At 57.0% G+C, this 24,117-nt stretch carries 23 protein-coding genes; 21 read left to right on the top strand and 2 right to left on the bottom strand.

Translation table 11 applies throughout. From position 1 onward, the window contains the following. The first annotated feature begins 12 nt into the window (after window positions 1–12). The 10 genes from VL688_02265 to VL688_02220 all read left to right on the top strand — a co-directional run bounded on the left by VL688_02265 (window position 13) and on the right by VL688_02220 (window position 11,107). On the top strand, window positions 13–1,881 hold the full coding sequence (locus VL688_02265; GenBank protein ID HTL46869.1) for a lipase maturation factor family protein: 1,869 nt from the start codon (window positions 13–15) through the stop codon (window positions 1,879–1,881). A 182-nt stretch (window positions 1,882–2,063) separates the two neighbouring features. After that, window positions 2,064–4,682, top strand: coding sequence for an EAL domain-containing protein (locus VL688_02260; protein ID HTL46868.1), 2,619 nt, complete (start codon window positions 2,064–2,066; stop codon window positions 4,680–4,682). Window positions 4,683–4,751: 69 nt separating this feature from the next. Next, the gene (locus VL688_02255; protein HTL46867.1) at window positions 4,752–5,867 is read left to right on the top strand and encodes an FAD-dependent oxidoreductase; all 1,116 of its coding nucleotides are present in this window, start codon (window positions 4,752–4,754) and stop codon (window positions 5,865–5,867) included. Next, entirely contained in the window at window positions 5,864–6,733 is an 870-nt protein-coding gene (locus VL688_02250; protein HTL46866.1) for a cation diffusion facilitator family transporter, read from the top strand. The genes VL688_02255 and VL688_02250 overlap by 4 nt, the downstream gene beginning before the upstream one ends. Continuing rightward, the gene (gene rppA / locus VL688_02245) at window positions 6,733–7,407 is read left to right on the top strand and encodes a two-component system response regulator RppA (GenBank protein ID HTL46865.1); all 675 of its coding nucleotides are present in this window, start codon (window positions 6,733–6,735) and stop codon (window positions 7,405–7,407) included. Before VL688_02250 ends, rppA begins: the two co-directional genes overlap by 1 nt. Next, window positions 7,404–8,888 carry a HAMP domain-containing sensor histidine kinase gene (locus tag VL688_02240; GenBank protein ID HTL46864.1) on the top strand — a complete coding sequence of 495 codons (1,485 nt, stop codon included), beginning with the start codon at window positions 7,404–7,406 and terminating at the stop codon, window positions 8,886–8,888. The genes rppA and VL688_02240 overlap by 4 nt, the downstream gene beginning before the upstream one ends. A 137-nt stretch (window positions 8,889–9,025) precedes the next feature. Continuing rightward, on the top strand, window positions 9,026–9,376 hold the full coding sequence (locus VL688_02235; GenBank protein HTL46863.1) for a hypothetical protein: 351 nt from the start codon (window positions 9,026–9,028) through the stop codon (window positions 9,374–9,376). Continuing rightward, entirely contained in the window at window positions 9,354–9,851 is a 498-nt protein-coding gene (locus VL688_02230; GenBank protein HTL46862.1) for a PTS sugar transporter subunit IIA, read from the top strand. The genes VL688_02235 and VL688_02230 overlap by 23 nt, the downstream gene beginning before the upstream one ends. Window positions 9,852–10,024: 173 nt before the next feature. Continuing rightward, window positions 10,025–10,366, top strand: a complete 342-nt coding sequence (locus VL688_02225) for a hypothetical protein (protein HTL46861.1) — start codon at window positions 10,025–10,027, stop codon at window positions 10,364–10,366. Window positions 10,367–10,375: 9 nt separating this feature from the next. After that, window positions 10,376–11,107, top strand: coding sequence for a hypothetical protein (locus VL688_02220; protein ID HTL46860.1), 732 nt, complete (start codon window positions 10,376–10,378; stop codon window positions 11,105–11,107). 6 nt (window positions 11,108–11,113) lie between these two features. Here VL688_02220 and VL688_02215 read toward each other — a convergent pair whose 3' ends face one another. Together VL688_02215 and VL688_02210 are read right to left on the bottom strand one after the other, a co-directional pair. Next, window positions 11,114–11,821 (bottom strand): trypsin-like peptidase domain-containing protein, encoded by a 708-nt coding sequence (locus tag VL688_02215; GenBank protein ID HTL46859.1) that lies wholly within the window; start codon window positions 11,819–11,821, stop codon window positions 11,114–11,116. Beyond that, window positions 11,818–12,186 carry a hypothetical protein gene (locus VL688_02210; protein HTL46858.1) on the bottom strand — a complete coding sequence of 123 codons (369 nt, stop codon included), beginning with the start codon at window positions 12,184–12,186 and terminating at the stop codon, window positions 11,818–11,820. Before VL688_02210 ends, VL688_02215 begins: the two co-directional genes overlap by 4 nt. A 92-nt stretch (window positions 12,187–12,278) precedes the next feature. On the opposite strand from VL688_02210, the gene VL688_02205 reads away from it, so the two are divergent. The 11 genes from VL688_02205 to VL688_02155 form a co-directional block, all read left to right on the top strand. Beyond that, window positions 12,279–13,805, top strand: coding sequence for a hypothetical protein (locus VL688_02205; GenBank protein ID HTL46857.1), 1,527 nt, complete (start codon window positions 12,279–12,281; stop codon window positions 13,803–13,805). Then, window positions 13,759–14,277: an HIT domain-containing protein gene (locus tag VL688_02200; GenBank protein HTL46856.1), complete on the top strand. Its 519-nt coding sequence runs from the start codon at window positions 13,759–13,761 to the stop codon at window positions 14,275–14,277. The genes VL688_02205 and VL688_02200 overlap by 47 nt, the downstream gene beginning before the upstream one ends. Before the next feature lie 126 nt (window positions 14,278–14,403). Beyond that, window positions 14,404–15,975, top strand: a complete 1,572-nt coding sequence (locus VL688_02195; GenBank protein ID HTL46855.1) for an HD domain-containing phosphohydrolase — start codon at window positions 14,404–14,406, stop codon at window positions 15,973–15,975. 119 nt (window positions 15,976–16,094) lie between these two features. Further along, window positions 16,095–16,766, top strand: a complete 672-nt coding sequence (locus tag VL688_02190; GenBank protein ID HTL46854.1) for an OmpA family protein — start codon at window positions 16,095–16,097, stop codon at window positions 16,764–16,766. A 13-nt stretch (window positions 16,767–16,779) separates the two neighbouring features. Beyond that, window positions 16,780–17,223, top strand: coding sequence for a hypothetical protein (locus tag VL688_02185; GenBank protein HTL46853.1), 444 nt, complete (start codon window positions 16,780–16,782; stop codon window positions 17,221–17,223). A 38-nt stretch (window positions 17,224–17,261) separates the two neighbouring features. Then, the gene (locus VL688_02180; protein ID HTL46852.1) at window positions 17,262–18,746 is read left to right on the top strand and encodes a UDP-N-acetylmuramoyl-L-alanyl-D-glutamate--2,6-diaminopimelate ligase; all 1,485 of its coding nucleotides are present in this window, start codon (window positions 17,262–17,264) and stop codon (window positions 18,744–18,746) included. Next, complete coding sequence (murF, locus tag VL688_02175; protein HTL46851.1) at window positions 18,730–20,136, top strand: UDP-N-acetylmuramoyl-tripeptide--D-alanyl-D-alanine ligase; 1,407 nt, start codon at window positions 18,730–18,732, stop codon at window positions 20,134–20,136. Before VL688_02180 ends, murF begins: the two co-directional genes overlap by 17 nt. A gap of 102 nt (window positions 20,137–20,238) precedes the next feature. Continuing rightward, window positions 20,239–21,321, top strand: coding sequence for a phospho-N-acetylmuramoyl-pentapeptide-transferase (mraY, locus tag VL688_02170; GenBank protein HTL46850.1), 1,083 nt, complete (start codon window positions 20,239–20,241; stop codon window positions 21,319–21,321). Next, window positions 21,321–22,598 carry a UDP-N-acetylmuramoyl-L-alanine--D-glutamate ligase gene (gene murD / locus VL688_02165; protein HTL46849.1) on the top strand — a complete coding sequence of 426 codons (1,278 nt, stop codon included), beginning with the start codon at window positions 21,321–21,323 and terminating at the stop codon, window positions 22,596–22,598. The genes mraY and murD overlap by 1 nt, the downstream gene beginning before the upstream one ends. A gap of 30 nt (window positions 22,599–22,628) precedes the next feature. Continuing rightward, complete coding sequence (gene ftsW, locus VL688_02160) at window positions 22,629–23,729, top strand: putative lipid II flippase FtsW (GenBank protein HTL46848.1); 1,101 nt, start codon at window positions 22,629–22,631, stop codon at window positions 23,727–23,729. A gap of 16 nt (window positions 23,730–23,745) precedes the next feature. Beyond that, the coding region (locus VL688_02155) for a glycosyltransferase (GenBank protein HTL46847.1) at window positions 23,746–24,117 on the top strand (372 nt) is incomplete at its 3' end.

Here is a 24,117-nt window from a genome sequence, read left to right as displayed (position 1 = left end):
TTCCGGGCCTTTATGGAACAAGGGACAGCAAAACCTGTTTTGATCTTCGACGGCGACTGCGGCTTTTGCCGCCGCTGGATCGCCGGATGGAAAGAAATGACGGGGGAGAAAGTCGAATACGCGCCCTATCAGGAAGCGGGCAGCCGGTATCCGGGCATTACCGAAGAACAATTCCGGCGCTCGGTGCACCTCATCGAAGAAGACGGCCGCCGTTCTTCCGGCGCAAAGGCGGTTTTCAAAACCCTGGCCTATGGCGGCCGCCGCGGATGGCTTTGGGCGTACGAGAAAATTCCCGGCTTTGCGCCGCTGGCCGAAGTCTTTTACCGCCTCGTCGCCGCCAATCGCGTCCTTTTTTCCCAGCTCACCCTTTTCTTTTTCGGGTCCGAAGCTCCGGAACAGAATTACCGCGTGAGCCGCTGGGTTTTTCTACGCGGGCTGGGACTCGTGTATGCCGTCGCGTTCTGGTCTTTCGACATTCAATTGGACGGCCTGATCGGCGAGAATGGCATTTTGCCGGCACGCGATTTCCTGAATGCCGTGGCCGAACGGTTCGGGGCCGAGCGATTTTATCTTTTGCCGACGTTCGCATGGATTCATGCCGACAATGCCTTCCTTCACCTGATCTGCAGGCTGGGCATTTTTTTCTCCGCCTGCCTGAGCGCGGGGCTGCTGCCCGTGGTTTCGGCCATCTTTCTCTGGGCCGCTTATCTTTCGCTGGTGGGCATCAGCCGCGACTTTCTCGGCTTCCAATGGGATATCCTGCTGATCGAAACGGGATTCCTCGCGCTTTTCCTGCAGCCGCTTCATTTCTGGAAAGAGCCGCCCGTCACGTACCGGCCGCCGCGCGCAGTCTTGTTCCTTTTCTGCTGGCTCGTGTTCCGGCTCATGTTTTCTTCGGGCTTCGTGAAGCTCTCGAGCGGCGACCCGGCCTGGCGCCACCTCACCGCGCTGAGCTACCATTACGAAACCCAGCCCTTACCCGCGTGGACAAGCTGGTACGTGCACCAATTAAGTCCCGCGTTCCAGCGCTTCTGCACCGGAACCATGTTCTGCATCGAGCTTGTCTTCCCATTTTTCATTTTCGGCCCGCATGTTCTGCGCCGGATCGGGGCCTTCGGCTTGATTGGGCTTCAGGCCGTCATCATGATGACCGGCAATTATTGTTTCTTCAATCTTCTTTCGATCCTGCTTTGCCTGTTTCTCATCGACGATGGAATCTGGGGAACAAAGCTGCTGAAAAAAATCGAAGAAGGGGAGCAGGCCTGGGACAAGCTCCGGGTTCCGGCGTTTTGGAAATCTTCGCGCGCGCGTCCCTGGCCTCGCTTCGTGCTTTGGCCCGCGGCGGCCTGCCTGTTTCTTTTGTCGCTGAATCCGTTTTCGCGCACGCTGGACGTGAAGATTCCCTGGCCCGCGCCGGTCCGGGCCATGATCCAGGCGGCGTATCCTTTTCATCTGACGAGCGGCTACGGCCTGTTCGCGGTCATGACGACCGAACGGCCGGAAATTACGGTGCAGGGATCACTGGACGGCACGAATTGGAAATCCTACGAATTTAAATACAAGCCGGGCGACTTGTCGCGCTCTCCGGTTTTTGTGGAACCGCATCAGCCCCGGCTGGATTGGCAAATGTGGTTTGCGGCGCTCGGCGGATACCAGAACAATCCGTGGTTCATGAATTTTTGCGCGCGTCTCATGCAGGGAAGCCCGGATGTTCTCAAGCTTTTGAAGAGCGATCCGTTTTCCGGCGCGCCGCCCCGCTACATCCGCGCCCTGATCAGCGACTACCGCTTTACCGATGCCGAAGAACGGTCCCGCACCGGGCACTACTGGAAGAAGGGGCCCGAAAAAATGTACCTGCCCGCTATTTCCCTTCGCCGTTAACCGCAAGTTCTTGCTTTTCAAGGGGATAGAAGGCCCGCAGCGCTTTCCGCCGCTTTGTCGGAGCCGTGCGCAATCTTACATAAATCCATGGGATTGTTTGACTTGTTGGATTTATGGGCTAGTCTTTATGTTAAGAACAGTACAGTAACCGATGACTCACTTTCCCACATAAGGGAATAGGAATGGCCCACAAACCGGCGCAGGTCGTCATCATCGGAAATGACGGGACGGAAACCACCCGCATTCAAAAGATTCTTTCCGATGACCCCCAATACCGATTCAAGGCGCATGTGTGCAAAACACTGGCCGAAAGCGCTTCCCTTTTGAAGACGGTCACGCCGCAGCTTGTTTTTCTTGATCTCGTCCTGCCTGACAGTCCCGAAGCTGAAATTTATCTGCAGTTGAAAGAATCTTTCAAGCAATCTCCCGTTCTCGTCTTTATCAAAGCAGGCCAGCAAAGCCTTGCCCGCGATGCGATGACGCTCGGCGCCCAGGATTATTTCGTCAAAGGCCAGTGGCAGCCGGATGTGATGCGCCATGTCATTCACCGCATCCTGGAAAAAAACCGCGAGCCGCGCGGCCAGCAAGCGCCGCTGGATTTCGAAGAAATGATCGCTTCTTTTTCCACCTTATTCCTCAGTCTTCACCACGATCAGCTCGAACAGGCTTTGCGCGAAGCCATCGCGCGTCTGGGAGATACGATCGACGCGGACCGTGTGCATTTGTACATTTTTACCCGCGAGGGTGAATCGACGGAATTTGTTTACGATTGGAATCAGGAGGACGCGCCTTCCCTCAGACCGGCGGATAAAAAAGTCTGCTTGAAAGACCTGCCTTGGCTTTACCGGAGGCTGAAAGCCTTCGAACCCATCACGATCACCAGTTCCGAAGACCTGCCCCAGGAAGCGAAGGAAGAGCTCGCCTACGTTGAGGCCCAGAAGATCCAGTCCATGGTCCGGATCCCGCTGAATTACCGGGGAAAGCTCGTCGGATGTCTGGGCTTGGATGCGGTCCAGCAGGTCAGGGTGTGGCCGGATTGGATGTGGCGGGACCTGAAGCTCATGGGGGAGCTGTTCGTAGGCGTGCATTACCGCAAAGAGACCGAAGATCGTCTGCAGAAACTCTCGCTTGCCGTCGAGCAAAGCCCGAGCATCGTCATGGTGACCGACTGCGAAGGGCATATCGAATACGTGAACCCGAAATTTACCGAAGTCACGGGCTATGCCCTGGAAGAAGTCGCAGGCAAGACGCCGAGTTTTCTGAATTCCGGCAAGATTCCAAGCGAAGAATTCAAGAAGTTGTGGCAAGTCATCAAGGAAGGCAAGGAGTGGCAGGGCGAATTCATCAACCGCAAGAAAAACGGCGAGCTCTACTGGGAAAAGGCCGTGATCAGCTCCATCCGCAACTCCGAAGGCAGCATCACGCATTTCCTCGCGGTGAAGGAAGACATCACTAAACGCAAATGGGCCGAAGAAACCATCCAGCACATGGCCTATTACGATCCGCTGACCGATCTTCCGAACCGCATGCTGTTTAATGACCGTCTTGGCCAGGCGCTTGCGCAGGCGCGCCGCAAAAACCAGCTGGTCGCGATCTTGTTCCTCGACCTCGATCGGTTCAAAGTCATCAATGATACGCTTGGCCATACCATGGGCGACCTGCTTCTGCGCTCCGTGGCGGAACGGCTGAAGAAGTTCACACGCGAAGGCGACACGATCGCGCGCATGGGCGGCGACGAATTCACGTTCCTTTTGACCGGCATCAACCAGGTCGACGAAGCCGTGAAAACCGCACAGAACATCCTGGATGTCCTCAAGCATTCGTTCAATCTCGAAGGCCATGAAGTGCACATCACGCCGTCCATCGGCATCAGCATTTTTCCCTACGACGGCAATGACGGCGTCACGCTGGTCAAAAACGCGGACGCGGCCTTGAACCGGGCCAAGGAGCAGGGGCGCACCAACTATCAGCTTTATACGCCGGTCATGAATGCCAAGGCCTTCGAACGCATGACGCTGGAAAACAGCCTGCGCAAGGCGCTGGAAAAAGGGGAGTTCACGCTTTACTACCAGCCGCAGGTCGACCTTGAGTTCGGCGAAATCGTCGGCATGGAAGCCTTGATTCGCTGGGAGCATCCAGACCTCGGTCTTGTTTCACCAGCGCAATTCATTCCCATGGCGGAAGAAACCGGCCTGATCGTCCCGATCGGCGAATGGGTGCTGAAGACGGCCTGCGCGCAGAACAAAAAATGGCAAGACCTCGGCTACCGCCCGATGAGGATCGCGGTCAATCTTTCGGCGCGCCAGTTCAACGAGAAGAACCTGGTCGAGATGATTTCCGGCGCTTTGAAAGAGACGCGCTTGGAGCCGCAGTGGCTCGACCTGGAAATTACCGAAAGCGTCATCATGCAGCAGCTCGAAACGACGATTGCCACGATGAGGGACCTGCACCATCTCGGCATCCAGATTTCCATCGATGACTTCGGTATCGGATATTCGTCACTCAGCTACCTCAAAAAGTTTCCCGTGCACACGTTGAAAATCGACCAGTCGTTCATCCGTGAAATCACCACCGACCCGGACGACGCCGCGATCACGGCGGCCGTCATCGCCATGGGGCACAGCTTGAAGCTGAAAGTCATCGCCGAAGGCGTTGAGACCATGGAGCAGCTGCAAATGCTCAAGTCGCTCAAATGCGACCGCATGCAGGGCTACCTTTTTTCGAGGCCGGTCCCGGCCCAAACCATCACGCCCCTCCTTATGGAAGGCTGGCACCTCAAAGAAACCGAAACCGGCACGTAACCTTCCTCAGACTCAAGCCCTTCGTAAACTTCCCTTCTTTTGATATACTTACTCCTTTAAGGAGCGGTCATGCCTTCTCAGCCAAACAAAGTAGACGTTTTGATTTTCGGGGCCGGTATCGCCGGGCTCGGCGTGGCCATGGCTTTGGCTAAAAAGGGCAAGCGCGTGCTGGTTGTGGGCCGGGACCTGGAAGGCGAGGCTTCGCCCCGCGCCGCGGGCATTCTGAATCCCTTTCTCGGGCTTGACCGGGGCAGCCCCATGCTGCCGCTGACCATGAAAGCCTTCCGGGGTTTCCCTTCTTTCATCCGCGAGATCGAGAAAAAAACCGGCTTGAAGGCCGGCTACAAAAAAAGCGGAGTCCTGTACGTCGCGCTGGACCGCGCGGAAACGGCCGGCCTCAGAAAAAAATACGAATGGCAGCGGAAATTGCCGTTGGGCGCGCATTGGCAGGAAAGCGCGGAATTGCACCGCCTGCATCCGGAGCTGGCTTCGGAGGTGAAGGCGGGTGTTTTTTACCGCGAGGTCTCGCGCATTCACCCAGGCAAAATGATGAAGGCCGTGACCGCCTATGCCCGCAAGCTCGGCGTCCGCATCTTGAAGACCGGAAAAGCGCCGCGGCTCGAACGCCTGCCGGACGGCACGTTTTTCGTGAAGGCCGGAGGGAGCGTTTACCGGGCACCGGTCGTAGTCAATGCCGCGGGCAGCTGGAGCCGCTCCAAAGATTTGTTCAGCGCCTTTCTTCCCGTGGAACCGGCTCGCGGCCAAATCCTGATTTTGAAAGGACGCTCCAAATTATCGACGATCCTGCATTCCGTGAAAGAAGGCTACATCGTTCCTTGGGAAGGCGGGCGCTACCTTGCGGGCTCTACGGTCGAGTTCGTCGGCCATAAGGCGGAGGTCACGGCCCAAGGCGTCCATTCCATCCTGCGGAGCCTGGACCGGATCTTACCATCGGTCCGGAACATGAAAATCGAGAGGTCCTGGGCAGGCCTTCGTCCTTACAGCGATAAACCGATTCTGGGAAAACATCCGCACATCAAGAATCTTTATTTCGCCACCGGCTATTTCCGCAGCGGCATTCTTCTGGGGCCTTATCTCGGCAGCCTTTTGGCCGAAATGATCGTGACGGGAAAGCAGCCCGTGGAGCTGCGGCGGTTTCGGGCCAAAGGCGGTGCCAAGGCATGAAAACAAACAGTACCACGAAGCCGCTGGAAATCGCCGTGGTTGTTTCGTGCTGCCTGGTCGTCTTTAAATTCATCGTGGGCATGGCCACATCTTCCATGGCCATCCTGGCCTCGGCCGTGGATTCGCTGACGGACGTGGGCATGTCCTTCATTAATCTGCTGGCCGCGCGCGAAGCGGTCAAGCCGCCTGACGAGCATCACGAATACGGCCACGGTAAGATCGAAAGTCTCGCCGGCCTTTTCCAAAGCCTGCTGGTCATGGCCACGGGCCTTTTTCTCATCTTCGAATCGTTCCGACGCCTGGCTTCCGGGGCAGCCCTGGAAAGAATTCCCGCGGGCATCCTGGCCATGGCGGTTTCACTGCTCGTGACTTTTTTTCTGAGTGGTTTTTTGAGCGCTTCCGCTAAAAGCGGGAAATCGCACATCTTGGAAACCGAGACCCTTCATTATTCGGGGGACCTTTGGACGGGCGTGGCGATCATCGCGGCGCTCGCGCTGGTTCAGGTGACGGGCGTCTCCGCATGGGACCTCCTTCTTTCATTTGTCGTGAGCGGCTATCTTTTCTGGAATGCGTCGAAAATCCTGAAGCGGTGCGTGGACGAGCTGCTCGACCGGAGCCTGGACACGGAAGAGCGCGCCAGCATCGAAAAAATTATTTTTGCTCATGACAACCGCATCGTGGGCATCCATAATTTCCGGGGGCGGAGGGTCGGCGAGCAGATCTTCGTGGATTTTCACATCGAGATCCGCTCGGAAAAAGATTTTGCCAAGGCCCATGGGTTGACGGAGTCCTTGATTTCGCACATCAAGCAGACCTACCCGAACGCGGACGTCACCGTCCATTATGATCCGGAAGGAGCGGAGTGATGAGGATCCTTGTCGTGGAAGACGAGAAAAAAATGTCGAGTTTCATCCAGCGCGGCCTCAAAGAGGAAGGCTATGCCGTGGACATCGCCGATGACGGCGAAAAAGGATGGGAATACGCCTCGGTCAACGAATACGACGTCGTCATCCTGGATTGGATGCTGCCCAAGATGGACGGGCTCACGCTGTGCGGGAAAATCCGCGAGTCCGGCTCCCGTGTTCCGATTCTGATGCTGACCGTGCATGACCGGATCGAAGACAAAATCAAAGGCCTGGATCAGGGCGCGGATGATTATTTGACCAAGCCGTTTGCCTTTGACGAGCTGCTGGCGCGGCTGAGGGCGCTGGCGCGCCGTCCGCGCGAATTAAAAGAACAGACGCAGCTCAAGGCAGGCAATCTTACACTTGACCTCGTCAGCCACCGCGTCTATGCGGGGAGCGAAGAAATTGCTCTTTCTCAGAAGGAGTTCGCGCTCCTCGAATTTCTCGTGCGCCGGAAAGGGCAGGTGGTCACGCGCTCGCAAATCGCCGAGCACGTCTGGGACCTGCACTTCGATCCCATGAGCAACACGATCGACGTCTATATCAATTTCCTCCGGAAGAAAATCGACGGTTCGAGGAAGAAAAGCCGCATCGAGACCTTGCGCGGCACGGGCTATCGCATCAGTGATTCATGACGGCCTTTTTCCGCACGGTCAAATTCCGGCTGACGCTCTGGTACGCTCTCATCCTCACCGTGTTTCTCGCCCTCTTCGCGTTCTGGATGCGCTCCGAGCTTTCGCGCGCGCTGTATCGGGACGCTGACAGCAGCCTTTTCAAGCAGGCGGTCGCCATCGATGATTCCCTGAGCGTGTATTGGCGCGACCTTGCCGAAAAAGGCCAGGAAAAGGAAGACGTGCTTTTCCCCGCAGCCGGAAGCGCGGGCGACACGGCAAAGCATGGGCGCGTCGCCAATCTGATCAAGGAATGGGAAAGATCGGAACAGCTTCTCGGCCGCTCGGATCTCATCGTGCGCATCCTTTGCGTGAACAAGTCTCTGGTCATCTCCAACCTCAAAGGATGGGAGAGAGAAGTCATCTTCCCGGATTTCGAGCGGGATTCTTCTTTCATGGAGCAGGGGAGATCGTACCAGACGATCCATTTCCGCAAAAAACCCGTGCGTCTTTATTATCACCGCGTGGACGTCCGCAAACACCCGCTGTTCGTCATCGAAGCCGGCTATCCGCTCCAGGACGTGCAGGCGACGCTCGCCCGGCTTGACTTCATCATGATCATCTGGATTCCTGTGGCCGTGGCCGCCGCCGGAGTCGCGGGCTGGTTTCTCGCGCGGCGCACGCTTCGTCCCATCGACCTCATGATCGAAAACGCCCGGCAAATCACGGCCGCCCACCTGAAGGGCCGTCTGGGACGTTCTCACGCGGGCGATGAATTGGACCGCCTGGCCGGGACGCTCAACGAGATGATGGACCGCATCGCCCTGTCCACCAAAACCGTCCAGGAATTCAGCGCGGACGTGTCGCATGAATTGAAAACCCCGCTGGCCATCATCCGCGGCGAGATTGATCTGGCGCTGCGCAAGTCGCGGACTCCCGAAGCGCTCGTCGAAACCCTGCGCGTGATCGAAGGGGAAGTGAACGGCCTCATCCGCCTCGTCGACGACCTGCTCCTCCTCATGCGCAGCGACTCGAATCAATTGCAATTCGAGAAAAAAAGGGTGAGCCTGCGCGAAGTCCTGGAATACGTGGCCCGGAGATTCGGCGAACGCGCCCACGAAAAACAAGTCGACATGAAAGTCGCGCCTTCTCCGGACCTCGAAATCGAAGGGGACGAGATATATTTGAAGCGACTTTTCAGCAACCTTGTGGATAACGCCATTAAGTTCACTCCCCAGGGCGGGGGCGTGGAATTAAAACTCGAAAAGCACGGCGCCTTGGCCCGCGTCGAGGTGCTGGATAATGGAATGGGCATCGACCCTTCCATGAGAGAGAAAGTTTTTTCAAGATTTTACCGGACGGACCAGGCCAGGACCCACGAAGGCGCCGGACTTGGTCTGGCGATTGCCAAAGTTATTTGTGACGCCCACCGCGGAAACCTTCATATCGACAGCCGTGCCCCTCACGGCACCGTCGTGCTCGTGGATTTACCCCTTCCCGCCTGAAGCTTCTGACTTCTTAAAAAAATTTAATCTGTTTTTAATCTGTCTTTAATCTTCCATTTGCTAACATTCGCATACAATTTAAAGCCTTTATGTTGGGCTTTAGCACGTGCACCTAGAGACGTAGAGGGAGTGAATCCATGAAAATCACGAATCAATTGTTAGAGCCGCTTTTCCAAAGGATCACAGCCGAATATCAGGATTTAAACCGAAGCGTCTCCGCCGGTGCCTATACGGACGAAGCTCTCGAACTTAAGAATTTTATTGAGAAAAAATTGCGGCAGCTCGATACCGTCCGCGTTTCTCTCTCTTACCTTCAGCAGGGTCTTTCCGAGGCCGGGGAATCTGATTTCGATCTCCGGGACATGCTGCGGCAGCACAAACTCGAACTCCGTTTTGCCCGCCGCCGCTGGAAGCGTCACCTTGTAAGCCAGGAAAGAATCCGCCGCAACCAGGAAAGGAGAGCGCATGTTCCAACATTTGCTGCATGAAGCCGTTGTGAAGACCGGCATAAAAGCCGCGGATCCGAAGGAAGCCTTCTCCCTTTTGCTCGAAGGTGTATCGGATTGGAAACAGGAAGCGGGAACCGAGAAGAATCTCCAGAAGCTTCTGTTGGCCCGTGAGACCCTTGGAACGACCGCCATGGGGTACGGCGTGGCTCTTCCGCATACTTTTTCGGAAGACATCACCGAACCGCAGGCTTTGCTGGGAATCAGCCCCGAGGGCATTGATTTTCAGGCGCTGGACGGCGAACCCGTGCACGTCATGTTTGTCCTTCTCCTGCCTGAGGAAAGCGCGGAAACGCGGAAAGTGAAGGGGCAGATTTTGAGGGAAGCCCATAAGTTCTTTTCGGATTCTTTCTGGGCAAGCGAACTTCGCAAAATGGAAAGCCCTCTGGACGTGCGTGAGTTTCTGGCCCGCGCCGGTAATTTCGCTCCTGCGCTGCAGGCCGCCAAAGTCTCGTAAGTCTTTTTGGAAAGCCCCGGGAATCTTTTGATCGCAGGATGGGGGGTCTTGCGGTTGAAAGCCCCGGGGTTTTCCTTTTCCCGCCGTTTCTCTAGACCCGCATCCCGCCTATGCTATAATTCCCACGACAAGCGAAACAGCTTTATCAGGTTTTGCAAATCGAAAGGATGCGTATGATCAAAAAGTTGTCGCCCCTCCTGGCATTTCTCTTCCTGTTTTCATCCCCTTTACGGGCTGTCGATCCTGCCGCCATGAAAGAGCAGGCGAACAGCCAGGTCATGGCCGCGGCCCAGCTCATGCAAAAGGCCACCGAAACGGCTCAGTCCAATCCCACCGCGGAAGGCCGTCAAGTGGCGATCTCGCTTTTTGTCGAGGCGGGACAGATGTTCGAACAGGCCGCCAACATTTACCAGTCGCTTGGACCGAATTATGCGGCCCCCGCGGACGTCCAAAATGCTCAGCAGGCCATGAAAGCCTGCATCGAAAACATTCAAAAGTTAAAACAGGCGAATTAAGGAGACCTTATGAAATCAGCAAAATTGATCCTGGCCCTCGCGATTGTGTCGTGCGTGCTTGGGCCCCGCATGGCTGCTGCTTTTACGGGGAGCTATGAAGAAACGATATCCGTCGGTGACAAACCCGTGGCCCATTTCCGGGTTTATTCCAAAGACAAAAAGGTGAGGACTGAGTTCTTGATGGAAGGGCAGTCCGAAATCATCGTGCGCAATGACAAGGGGACGTTCCGCTATTCGTCAGAGCAGAAGGCGGCCCTGAAACTGCCTCCGGTCGAAGATCAACCGACGCTTCTCGACCACCTGGACGATTACACGGGATTTCTGGCCAAGAATAACGCGGTCAAAAAGAATACGGAAACCATGAACGGCGTGCAGACCGACTTGTACGAATTCGTGGATCCCATGACCCAGAAGAATGCCCGGGCCTGGGTTTGGCAGGAAAAAGGATTCCCGGTCCGCATCGAGATCGAAGCACCGGAAGGGCTGCTGCGCGTTGACCTGGAAAAAATCCAGATCGGCGGCGACGTGGCGGATTCGCTGTTCGAAATTCCCGCAGACACGCGTATTATCGACGTCAATGAAATGTATAAGAACGCGGCCGCTCAGGCGGGCGCCCAGGGCGCTCCCGAGGGAACTCCGGGAACGCCGGCCGAGGCTCCTGCGGTGGATGCCGGAAAAGCTCCGGAAGGCGCGCAGGCGCCCGCTCCCGAAGCTCCCGCTCCGGCGCCGTCCCAGTCCTGACCGGACTCAAGGCAGCTTCGATAAGTATTTGCGGATGGTGTTGGAAGAAATGGCGAACGTCTGCTGCGACCCGGAAGTCTGGCCGGCCGCGGTGATTCCCACAACCTCGCCCCTCTCGTTCAGCACGGGGCTGCCGCTGTCTCCGGGATAAAGTTTGAAACTGATCTGAAGCACCGCGTTGCCGGGATCACCGGCAGCGCGGTTCTTTTTTTGGCCCAGGGCCGTGACTTCGCCTTCGCTGATGGTTTGCCGCAGAAGATCCGAGCTTCCTACCGAATAGACCCTGTTCCCGAGCTGAACCGCATCCGAATCGCCCAGGCTTAAGGCGGGCAGGGGCTTATCGATTTGGACTTTGAGGAACACCAGGTCTTCGCCCGGCTCGGCATGCAGGATTTCCGCTGGGAGCCGGGAGCCGTCGTAAAACTTTACGGTGATTTGCATGGCCCATTGCAGGACGTGGGCGTTGGTCACGATGATTCCCGAAGGATCCACGATGATTCCGCCGCCGGAAGTCTTGTACTGAAATGCCCGCAGCTTGCCCGGATCCACGCCGCCCGCCTCCACGTCCACGGAGACGACGGATTTTGACGCCGCGATCATCTGCGCGATCACGGAAGAGGCGTGCGCGGCAGGACAGAAACAAACCGCGAACAGAGTGAGGCTCAGGAAGACGCGGCCGAAGGGGATGGGGAAAACTTTTTTTTGTTTTTTCATGAGTTCATTTCAAGTTTAGCACATCCTGTTCGAGGAAAAATCGAGAGGAATTCCGCAAAAAAATAAAAAATCAAAATAAATTTTAAAAAATCCGCGGCGCAAAAAATAATTACTTGCTTTCCTTCAAGAGACTCGTAAGATAACACCACCTTTTGGGTCGTAGTTTGGTTGAAACGGGCCTGTTCTGATTTTTTTTCGATTGTTTTAATATTTTTGATTGACCCTCTCCCGACAGCCCCTTTTCCCCCAAGAGCAAATGATTCGTTAACCCCCGGCCGCTTTGAGGCCTTAACAAAGGGACGCTCGTTTGTCCACATTTGCTCGAGATCAAATTTCCCTTGCATTAAAAAAGCGTGTCGACGCATTTTCCCAGGGTTACCGGCAGAACGTGGGTATTATCGGTTCCTCCGGGCTGGGCAAAACCCACCTTCTGCACGATGCCTTCAATGATTTTTCGTTGTGCCGAGATTTTATCTGCATCTATGTCCACGCCGAAAGCTTCGATTCGGAGCAGCTGGTGGACCGCTGGGTGCGGTCCGTCCTCGCGAGCTACCTGAGCCATGCCGCCCATCCTCTGGAATCGCGCGATTTCAATGCGCTCCTGGCCGCCTGCGAAAGCCTGATCCCGCGGACGGTGGAAGCGGTGCTGCAGCTGCAGAAATCCATCCGTAAAGAGAGCCATGAGCAGGCCACCCGCCAGCTTTTCGCCCTGACCGGCGTCCTTTCCCAGGAAACCGGCAAAAAGGTCATCCTCATGCTGGACGAATTCCAGTGCCTGGAGAATCTGCCCGTGCATGACCCCTTCGGCGCGCTGGGCAAAGAGATCATGGTGGAAACAAACACGCTCTATCTCGTCACCAGCTCGCATCCGGAACGGGCCCGCGAGATCTTCCGGGAGAAGCTGTCGCTTCTCTTTGCCAATTTCGAGGTCATCGAACTGACGGCGTTTGACTTTCAGGAGACGGCGGATTATCTGGCTTTCCACTTTCCCAAGACGCAGTTCACGCGTCAGCAGAAGAAGTTTTTCATCACGATGACCAACGGCGAACCTTTATATCTGGATCTCCTCATGGACCGTCTGAAGTTTTACGTTTCTCCGGAACAGGACCAGTGGGTTTCTGACCGGCTGGTGTTCACCGCGTTTCACGAGGAGCTTCTCGACCACAAGGGCCGCATCGCGCTTCTCTTCGAAAAGATGCTGCTTCCCATCCTGCGCGGCAACAAAGAAAATGCGCCGTATCTGAAAACGCTCCTGGCCATCAGCGAGGGCCGGCACCGTCTGGCGGCGATCGCAGGTTTTATCGGGCGCAAGATGGCGGACACCAAGAAAATCCTTCAGCGCCTCGTTCAGGAAGACTGCGTTCGCAAGCGCGGCACCTTTTATACGATCGAAGACCGGCTCTTCCGTTTCTGGCTGAAAGAAGTTTTTGCCCGCAAGACGCATGAGTTCCAGCCCTGCGAAAAACGGGCGGGGGATGAACTCCATGAAGTTCTCCGGGAAGTCTTCGAGAGGATCCAGCACGAGGAAAACACACTCGTCTCCGTCCATGCGGAGAGGCTTTTCAAGGAATTCCGCAACGACGCCGTGGAAATCGACGGCAAGAAATGGAAATGCCCGCAGTTCAATGAAATCCACTACCGTCCCGGGCATGCCCGGTTTCCTTCGCTCATCATGCGCCAGCAGGGCGTGCGCTGGCTCTGCCAGATTGCCGAACATTACGTGCGGGAAGAAGACATCCTGGCTTTTCTGGAAGACGTGAAGCGTTCGCGTACCCGGATCCGCACCAAAATCCTTGTTGCCCTCGCGGGAATCGATCAGAACGCCCGTCTCATGGCCCAGACAGCCAATGTCCAGCTTTGGGGGCTCCGCGATTTCAACTGCCTCCTTGAACTGTACGATTTTCCCAAAATCATGATCTTCGATAATGAGGAAAAACATGGAGCGGTTATGGGCACCGTGGCGGAAAGCGTATATCCGTCCTAAAGGAAAGGCCCGCAAAGGCTGCGTCTTCTGCGGGCTTTTGAAAGCCAAAAGCGACGAACGGCATTACATCCTCGCGCGTTCGGCCAAATCTTTCGCCGTCCTCAATCTCTACCCCTACAACAACGGTCACACCCTGATTCTCCCGCTGCGGCACGTGGCGTCCCTGGACGATCTCACTTCCGAGGAAAAGCTCGATTGGCTTGACCTTTGCGGCCGGGTGCAGCAGGCCATGGAAAAAAAACTGAGGCCCCATGGCTATAACCTCGGTATCAATTTAGGCAGGGCCGCAGGCGCAGGCATTCCCAAACACCTTCACTTGCACGTCATTCCCCGCTGGAAAGGGGATTCCAACTTCATGCCCACCGTCGCGGGCGTCAAAGTCATTTCCGAATCCCTTCGCTCCGTTTACCGTGAGCTCGTCCCGGCCCTGCCTTCCCGCGGGAAGAAAAAGGCGGGGCGGAAGCGCCGCTGAGCGGCCGGAATTTCCTGAACAGCTTATAAAAGTGTTCCGGAGGGATGTTGCATTTCAAGGCGGACAAGGGTAAGATGGCTTCTTAGATATCCTCGAGTAAAGCTCTGGTTTAAAACAGGTTGAGGCATGTTGAAGGCGAAAAAAAGCGCGTCCGTCCTTGAAAGATTCATGCTGACCAATCCGGGTTGGCTGCCCGGCTACCGTTCCTTCAATCAGCTGTTCGCACGCCCTCTCGGCTGGCTCTTCCTTTTTGACAAAACCGACGGTAACCGGCTTCTCCGGCTGAACCGCAAAGACTACAGCGCCTTTTACGCCGCCTCCAAATCCAACCAGACAAGCCTCGAGGCCTTCCTCCATAAATACTGCGAAATGCTGGCCAGCCAGCCCGACCAGGTGGAGAAGATGCCGGGGTTCTATAAAGATGCGTTCGGCCGGCAGGGGCTCATTTTCCCGCTGATGCACTTGTCGAAGCTCAAAGGCTTCCTGATCCTGTGCGACCTTCATCTGCCGGCCAAGAAAATCGACGGTTACATCATGCCTTTCCAGCAATTCCTGTACAGCCAGGTCGAGCTTGCCTATAAAAACTTCGAGTTGAATAACTTCTATGAGACCGTGCATCCCCGCGCGCTTGCGCTCTCCACCATGCACTCAGTCCACCGCGTCATCAGCTCGTCCATCCGGCTCAAAGATCTTTTGCCCCGGATCGGCCGCCTGAGCGCGCAAGTCCTGAAAGCTCAAGGCTGCGCGATCATGCTGATGGACGCCACGCACGAGCACCTGTTTCCCGCGTTTTCGTTCGGCCAAAACAAAAAATTCATCCACAAGCAGCGCGTGCGCGTCGGAAGAGGGCTGGAAGGGCAGATCGCTTCGACGGGCGAGTTTCATTTGAGCCGCCGGTCCATTGCCGTGCCGTTCATCGAAGACGACATCGTCGGCATCATTGCGCTTTGGGACAAAGTGGACCGTCAGGCGTTTACGAAGATGGACCTGGAAATCCTCAAGTCCCTTTCCGAGCAGGCGGTCGTGGCCATCAAAAACGCCCAGCTCTTCGAAGAAACGGAGCAGCTCACGCTGGGAAGTATCAAAACGATCAATGACCTCCTGAAATTAAAGGGCGGGGCGGACCGGGTCCAGCTTTCCCTGCTCGGGGACATCGTGATGGAAGTGGGCAAAGAGCTGCAGCTTTCCGGCCGCGACATGATCCATATCCAGCGGGCCATCATGCTGCGCGACGCGGGCACGCTGTCGTTTCCTGATGAGATATGGAAGAAAAAGGGGAAACTGACCAAAAAAGAGTTCGAAATGATCAAGCGCATTCCCATGAGAGGCGCCAATCTGCTCAGCTCCATTTCTTCGCTGAAGCCCGTCCTTCCCATTGTGCTGCATCACCGCGAGCGTTTTGACGGCAAAGGCTACCCGCAGGGCCTGAAAGGGGAGGAAATCCCGATTGGGGCCCGCATCGTGGCGGTCGTCGATTCCTTTGTGGCGATGATCTCAGAGCGCTCGTACCGCGTGACCATGACCATCGAGCAGGCCCTGAGAGAAATCCAGGCCAACAGCGGCACCCAATTCGACCCTCACGTCGTCGATTGCTTTTTGAAGGTCGTCCGCAATAAAGACATCCTCGAAAAGTTGCGACAGACCAGCAAACAGGCGCGCAAGCTTTCCGCCGAACCCGCCGGTCCTTTTCCCGTCTAGTCCTCCGAAAATTCCAGCCCTGAAAAAACGCTTTTCGCCTTTCTTTTTTTTTGAAATCGTTTAAAATACGCCTAGTTTTTCGCATTCCTTTTTTAGACTATTCCTCAAGGGAGAAATCAATGCCGCCGCGCCATTGCGCCCATCATTTCAAGCCGGCTTTTGTGAGCTTTTTTCTCGCTGCCTCTGTCCTCCTCCCCGGATGTTCTTCGACCCAGCCGCGTCTGGCGCGAGTCAATCAGGAACAGGCGTCCACGATCCGCGCGCTCAACGAAGAAATCGCGCGGCTCAACCATGACCTCGATTCCATGTCCAGCACGCAGCGGGACGACCTGGCCAAAGCCAAGGCCGAGCTCGAGCAGTCCATGAAGGACGAGCTGGCCTCCGGCGACCTGGCCTTGTCGCTCCAGTCGCGCGGACTCGTCGTGACCGTGCTCGACAAAATCCTGTTCGATTCCGGAAAAGCGCAGCTCAAAGAGTCGGCCCTTTCCACGCTCGACAAGGTCAGCGATACGCTTTCCGGTAAAGTCGAAGGGAACAAGATCATGATCGAAGGGCATACGGACAATGTTCCCATCCGGTATTCGGGTTGGCGCTCGAACTGGGAGCTGTCCACGGCCCGGGCCACCGAAGTCATTCATTACTTCGTCGACGTCAAAGGCATTGATCCGCGCCGCGTGTCGGCCGTGGGGCACGGCGAGTTCCAGCCGATTGCCGCCAATGAAGACCCCATGGGACGGGAAAAAAACCGGCGGGTCGAAATCGTGATCTCGCCGCAGAAAGTGACGCCTTAATCCGCGGAGGCTTATGGCCCGGAAACTTGGAGCTGTTTTAGCCGTGATCGCCTTTGGCGGGCTTTTGTTCCCGGTCGTAGGCTACGGGGTGTACCGGCAGCTCGGAACGCGGCTGGACGCCCGCGTCGAAGGTCAATACGCGCCGGTTTTTTTTCGGCCGGTGTTTTACATCAAGAATCTCCGGCTGGAATGGGACAACAAGGTGAAAGTCCATTCCGGCGACGTGAAAGTCGAGTACGATCCGGCCAGCCTTTTGTCCGGCGCGTTGAACGTGCGCCTTTCGGGGCACAAAGTGCCCGTGACGCTCTTGCAGGATTGGGCGTATGCTGCCCAGAAGCCGGACCTGGTCCTTGACGATTTTTTCGCGGACGTGACTTTTGCATCGCGGGGATTGAAAGACATCAACGCTTTGAGGGCGGTTTCACCGGAAATTCAATTTCAACTGGAAAAGAAGTAGGGACCTAAAACGGATCGCGCTGCGATCGGGAGATTTCTGTGAGATTGGAAGCCTTGTTCGAAGGGATGACTCTGATCCGCAAGATCAACTGGGTTTCGCAAAAAAACCTCGGCAAAATCACCTCCGACTCCCGCGCCATCGAAAAAGGCGACGTGTTCGTGGCCTGTTCCGGATCGCGCATGGACGGGCATGATTTTCTCATGCAGGCCGTGCATGCCGAGGCGGCAGTCCTTGTCTTCGAGCGCATGCCCGAAGACCTGGTGATTCCTCCGGGCGTGACCGGCATCCAGGTGCCGAACTCCCACGCCTGCCTCACGGAGCTGCTCCACCGCCACTATCATCACCCGGACCAGCACGTGCGGCTCATCGGCACGACCGGCACCAACGGCAAGACCACGATTTCCTACCTCCTTCAAAAACTCCTGAGCAAAAAAGGCCCGGCCGCGTATCTGGGCACGCTCTGGTACGATCTCTCGACCAAGAAGCTTCCCGCGCCCAACACCACGCCGGGCCCCGAAACCCTGGTCCCCATGCTGGATGAAATGCGTCGCGTCAACGTGCGTTACTGCGTGATGGAAGTTTCCTCGCATGCGCTGCATCAAAGCCGGGTGCATGGGCTGCAGTTCGATCTTGCCATCTTCACGCAGCTCACGCAGGATCACATGGATTATCACCAAGACCTGGAACAGTACTACGAGGCCAAGCGCCTTTTGTTCAGCGCGCACCCGCAGCCGCGCCGCAGCCTCATCAATCTCGACTGCCCGTACGGCCAGCGGCTGCTCGAAGAATTTCCCAGCGCGCGCAGTTTCAGCCTGGTCCAGGAAGCGGATTACTGGGCCAAGGACATCGACGCCTCTTTCAAAGGAAGCAGCTTCAAATTTTGCTACAAGAACCGCGAAGTCCCGATCCAGATGAAGCTCCCGCTGCGCCACAACGTGGCCAACGCGCTTTGCGTGCTGGGCGGACTCGAGCTTCTGGGATATGACCCGGCGGATTTCCGCGAAGACTTCGCCGAAATTCCCGGCATTCCCGGACGCCTGGAACGCATTACGCCGAGCGGCGACTTGAACGTGTTCGTCGACTACGCGCATACGCCGGACGCCTTCGACAATGTGCTCCGCGAAGCGCGCAAATATGCGCCGGCCCGCATCATCACGGTATTCGGCTGCGGCGGCGACCGCGATCGCGCGAAGAGGCCGCTCATGACTCAAAGCGCGTGCCGCTATTCCGATCTTGTCGTCCTTACTTCCGACAATCCGCGCTCCGAAGATCCCGAAAGCATCCTGCAGGACATGAAAAAAGGCCTTCCCGTGGGAGATTCGGTTTGCCGCGCGCAGGAAATCCTGGACAGGGAACGCGCGATTCACGAGGCGATTTCCCTGGCCGAGCCCGGCGACGTGGTCATGATCCTCGGCAAAGGCCACGAGGATTACCAGATCCTGGGCGACAGGAAAATTCCTTTCGACGACCGGATTGTGGCCCGGGAGGCGTTGCAAAGGAAGGCCCGTGTTTTCCTTTCCTGAGGCCGCGCGTTTTTTAAACACCTCCTTAGAGCATCCCGATCCCTCTCTCTCCCCGCAGGGCATTTCGATCGATACCCGCACGCTGAAGCCGGGAGATTTTTTCCTGGCCCTGCAGGGCACCAAGGAAGACGGGCACCGTTATCTCGAAGAAGCTTTCAAAAGAGGCGCTTCCGGCGCTTTGATCTCCCGGTCCGTTTATCAAAAAGAGACTGTCCGGTTTCAAAATCCGTCTTTCAAGAATCTCCTTCCGGTGGCGGATACGGCCGAAGCGCTCGCGGAATTGGGGAAATGGCACCGCCGCCGGTTTTCCATCCCGGTCGTCGGCATTACCGGCAGCGTGGGCAAAACCAGCACCAAGGAATTTCTTTCATTTCTCCTGCGCGAAGCCGAAGGCAGCGAGGCGGTCCTCTCCAACCGCGGCAATTTCAATAACCAGCTCGGGCTTCCCATCAGCCTTCTTTACCTGGACAAGACGCATCGCTGCGCGGTCAATGAGCTCGGCGCCAACCATGCGGGCGAGATCGCTTACCTGGCCACGATCCTGCAGCCGACCGCCGGAATTTTGACGATGGTGGCGCCGGTGCATCTCGAAGGCTTCGGCTCGCTGGAAACGATTTACGAAACCAAGCTGGGACTCATCTGTTCGCTGCCCGCGGGGGCTCCGGCCGTGATCCCGGATCATGACGAAGTCATCGGGAAAGCCGTTGCCGCGCTCGACGTCAAAGCCCTGCGCGTAGGAACGACGGCGAAGGCCGATTACCGCGTCACCGACGCGCGCATGGAAGGCGAGTGGGTGAATTTCCGCTTGAACGGCCGCTGGGATTTCTCGTTTCCCGGCGCGGCGCCGTTCCTGGCCGTGAATGCGGCCATGGCGCTGGCCATGATGGAGGCCCTGGGCTATTCCCTGGATAAACTTCCTTCCCGCTGGGAACGCATGAAGCTTCCCGACGGCCGGTTCACGCCGAAGTCCCTGGGGCAGGGCATCCGCGTCATCTTCGACGCCTACAACGCGAGCCCGGAATCTTTCGACAAGGCGCTGAAAGCGTTTCACGATTGGGCCGGGCAGCGCCGCAAGATCGTGATTTTCGCGGACATGCTGGAGCTGGGCGGCGAAGCCGAGGCGCGGCACCGGGAACTCGGCCGCAAGATCGCCTCCGGAGGCTTTGACGCAGCCTTTGCTTACGGCAGCCTGGCGGAAAAAAGCATCGACGAGATCAAGCGCGCGGGCGGTCAGGCCGGGCATTTCAATGCGCCGGAAGCGCTGGCCGCGCACCTGGAGGATTTTTTGCAGCCGGAAGACCGGCTTTTGCTGAAAGGTTCGCGCGGCATGAAGCTCGAAAAAATCTTCGAAGCCCTGGAATCCCGCTCGCGGTTCAAAACCGCGCCTTGAAGCGGGAAAATTTCGGCGCGGCTCTGAATTTCCGAAAGCCGCATGCCGATAATTAAATTCTAAATCCGTTTCCCCAAACTCGAATGGAATGACGACGGCCCCATGTTTTATTTTTTACATCGCCTCACGGCTTACTCGATCGTTTTTAATCTTTTTCGTTACATCACGTTCCGATCCGCGGCCGCAAGCATCACAGCCTTCCTGATCAGCATCCTTCTAGGCCCCCGCCTCATCGCGTGGCTGAAAAGCCTGAGCGCGATGGCGCATCAGCAGCGCGAGCACGCGGAAAAAATCCACCAGCTTTACGCCCACAAAAAAACGCCGACCATGGGCGGTATCCTGATCCTGGCCAGCGTCGTGATCTCCATGCTGCTATGGGGCAATTACCTGAACCGTTTCACCTGGCTTTTGCTGTTCGTCACCGTCGGATTCGGCGGCGTGGGTTTTCTCGACGACTGGATCAAGCTGAAATCGAAAAGCTCGAAGGGGCTCAGCTCCCGGACCAAGCTTTACGGCCAGCTGGTTTTCGGCGCCATGCTGGGCGCGTACCTTTACCTCACCGGCTTTACGGACACGCTCCTGTATCTGCCCTTCCTCAAAATGCCGGTGCTGCGGCTCGGCGCTTTTTTCATGCCCTTTGTCGTGCTGGTACTCGTGGGGTCTTCGAACGCTCTCAATCTCACCGACGGTCTGGATGGACTGGCCATCGGCTGCACGCTTTTCGCAGTGGCGGCTCTGGCCATCATCAGTTACGTGTCGGGCCACGCGCAATTTGCCCATTACCTGGCCATCCCGCACATCCCGGATGCGGGCGAAATCACGGTCTTCTGCTCGGCTCTTTTGGGCGCGTGCGCCGGATTTCTGTGGTTTAATTCTTATCCCGCGGAGGTTATCATGGGGGACACGGGATCGCTTGCCCTGGGGGGCGCGTTAGGCGCCGTGGCCGTCCTTATTAAAAAGGAACTCGTGCTGGTCATCGTGGGCGGCATTTTTGTGTGGGAAGCACTGTCGGTCATCCTTCAGGTGGCCAGCTTCAAAATGTTCAAGAAGAGGATTTTTCTCATGTCGCCGTTTCATCATCATCTCCAGCTCAAAGGCTGGCCCGAATCCAAAGTCACGGTGCGGCTGTGGCTCATCGCCATGGTGCTGGCCGTCATCGGCCTTTCCACGCTCAAGGTGCGGTAATGGACGACTTGGGCCGGAAAGTCGCGGTGCTGGGCCTGGGAAAGAGCGGTTACGAAAGCGCGCTTTTCCTGAAGGAAAAAGGCTACTCGGTTTTTGTGTCCGAGATCAAAGACACACCGCCCGTCCTCGAGCTCGGCCGCGAACTCGAAAAACGGGACATTGCCTATGAAACCGGCGCGCACAGCCTGGAAAAAATCCTGGCCTCGGACTGGGTGCTGATCTCGCCGGGCATCAGCCCCGCGACACCGGTTTACCAGGCCGTGTCGGAACGCCGCCTGCCCATCCTGAGCGAGATCGAGATCGCAAGCCGCTACTGCCCCACGCCGCACGTCGTGGCTGTCACCGGATCCTGCGGCAAGACGACCGTGACGACGCTTTTGCGCCTGGTCTTCGAAGCCAGCGGACGCAAGGCCGTCAGCTGCGGCAACATCGGCAATCCCTGGGTGGCCGAACTCGCACGGCTCGGAAAAGACGACATCGTGGTCGTCGAGCTCAGCTCCTTCCAATTGCAGCATTGCATGCGGTTCCGGCCTTCGGTGGGCGTTTTGCTGAACATCACGCCTAACCATCAGGATTGGCACAAGGACATGGCCGAATACGCGGCCGCCAAGCTGCGCCTTTTCCAGAATCAGGTTCCTGCGGACCACGCCTTTATAAGAAGGAAAGACCAGGCCGCGCTTTTCCAGGAATATCCTTTCCACGGGCGCGTTCATTACCTGGACGAGAACGCGGCCAATCCCAATCATGACGCCGTACGGCAGGTCACGGCGCTTTTCGGCGTGAGCGCGAAGCAGGCGGACGAAGTGTTTGCCGGTTTCCGCGGCATCGAGCATCGGATGGAAGACGTGGGCACGCTGAACGGGGTGAGCTTCATCAATGATTCCAAGGCCACGACCGCGGCTTCACTGGCGTGGGCGCTCGAGAAATGCCGCGACCACAGCGTTCTCCTGATCGCCGGCGGCATTGCCAAAAGCCGCGATTTCGGCGACATCAAAGATTTAGTCGCCCGCAAAGCCAAGAAAGTTTTGATCCTGGGCAAGGCCGTGCCGGTGCTGCGCGAAGCCTGGGAAGGCGCCGCTCCGCTTCAGGAAGCGCGCAGCCTTGACGAGGCGGTCCGGGAAGCATCCCGGGAAGCCAAGGCCGGAGACACGGTGCTGCTTTCGCCCGCCTGCTCGAGCTTCGACATGTTTCAGAATTACGAACACCGGGGCAGGGAATTCAAACGCTGCGTGGCGGAACTTTTTTCCCGGTCCGAACCCCCCAAGGTCCGGATTTAAAATGAGGCGAGCCCGAGGGGGAGGCTGTTGATGTCGTTTCCTGGAAAGATCCTTTTCATTACCGTTTACATGCTGGTGTCGATCGGCGTCGTCATGACTTACAGCGCGAGCGCGATCTACGCGCAGCACGTTTATGGCAATTCCTCTTATTTTCTGATCCGCCAGATTGTTTACGTGATCTTGGGCACGGGCGCGCTTTTTTTTATGGCGGTCATTCCCATCAGCTTCTGGAAGAAGAACGCGCGGCTCGTCATGCTGACGGCTATCCTGATGATGATCGCGGTTTTCATGCCCTCGATCGGCCATTCGGCCGGCGGCGCGCGCCGCTGGATCAATCTCGTCGTCTTCAATTTCCAGCCCGTCGAATTCGCCAAGCTGACCGTCTGCATCTACCTCTCGGATTATCTCAGCCGCAAGCTGCAGTTCATCCGCAAAGGAAGCCTGACCATTTTCTTCCCGCCCGTCATCCTGGTCGGCATGCTCTGCGTGCTTTCGCTCATGCAGCCGGACTTGGGATCGTGTTTCATCATCGCGCTGACGACTTCCATTTTGTTTTTCCTCTCGGGTATCCGGCTCGCCTACGTGGGAACCGCGATCCTGGGACTTCTGCCGGTTTTGTATCTTCTGGTGGTGCGCGTGCCGTACCGCATGAGCCGCGTAGTCGCTTACCTGAACCCCTGGGACGATCCGCAGGGGAGCGGCTTCCAGATCATCCAGTCGTTCCTCGCGTTCGGCATGGGCGGGTTGAAGGGAGTGGGGCTGGGGCAGAGCACGCAGAAATTGTTTTACCTGCCGTCCAGCTACAACGACTTCATTCTCTCCATCATCGGGGAGGAGCTGGGGCTGGCGGGTGTCCTGGTCGTCATTATTCTCTATACGATCCTTTTTTTCTGCGGCATCGCGATCGCGGAAAGAAGCCGCCAGGATTATGAAAAGCTCCTTTGCATTTCACTCACGCTTCTCATCGTGCTTCAGGGCGTGATCAACATGATGGTCGCGACGGGTCTGATCCCCACCAAGGGCCTGCCGCTGCCGTTTGTCAGCTACGGCGGCACATCGCTTGTCTTCAACCTGGCCTCCGTGGGACTCATCCTCAGCGCGGACCGCCACATCCGCGGCCAGGCCAGCTGATTCAAAAGGTAGGAAGATGTCCGAAACCCAAAACGCCAAACCCGGCACGGTCCTCGTCTTCGCCGGCCCTTCCGGCGGCCATCTTTTTCCAGCGCTTTCCTTTGCCGAAGCCTGGAAGAAGCAGGACCCTTCGGCACGGCTCTTTCTGGTGACGAGCGAAAAGGCCGGGCCCCTTACAAAAGCCTTCACGCCGGGCATTTTCGAGGATGTCGTCTTCCTGAACAACTTCCCGTCCGTCCAGGGAATCTCTTTGAGAAGCGCCGGCTTTTTGTTAAAATTGGCCCGGGCTTTCGGTGCTTCTTACCGCCATCTTACCCGCCTCAAACCTGATTTAAGCGTCGGATTCGGCAGCTACGTTTCATTTCCCGGGATGCTGCTCAGCGCCTGG

The organism is Verrucomicrobiia bacterium (genome assembly GCA_035495615.1).
Lineage (GTDB): Bacteria > Omnitrophota > Omnitrophia > Omnitrophales > Aquincolibacteriaceae > DATJFP01.
The sequence above is the reverse complement of the archived record's forward strand: the minus strand, read 5'-3'. Positions and strand labels throughout refer to the sequence as shown.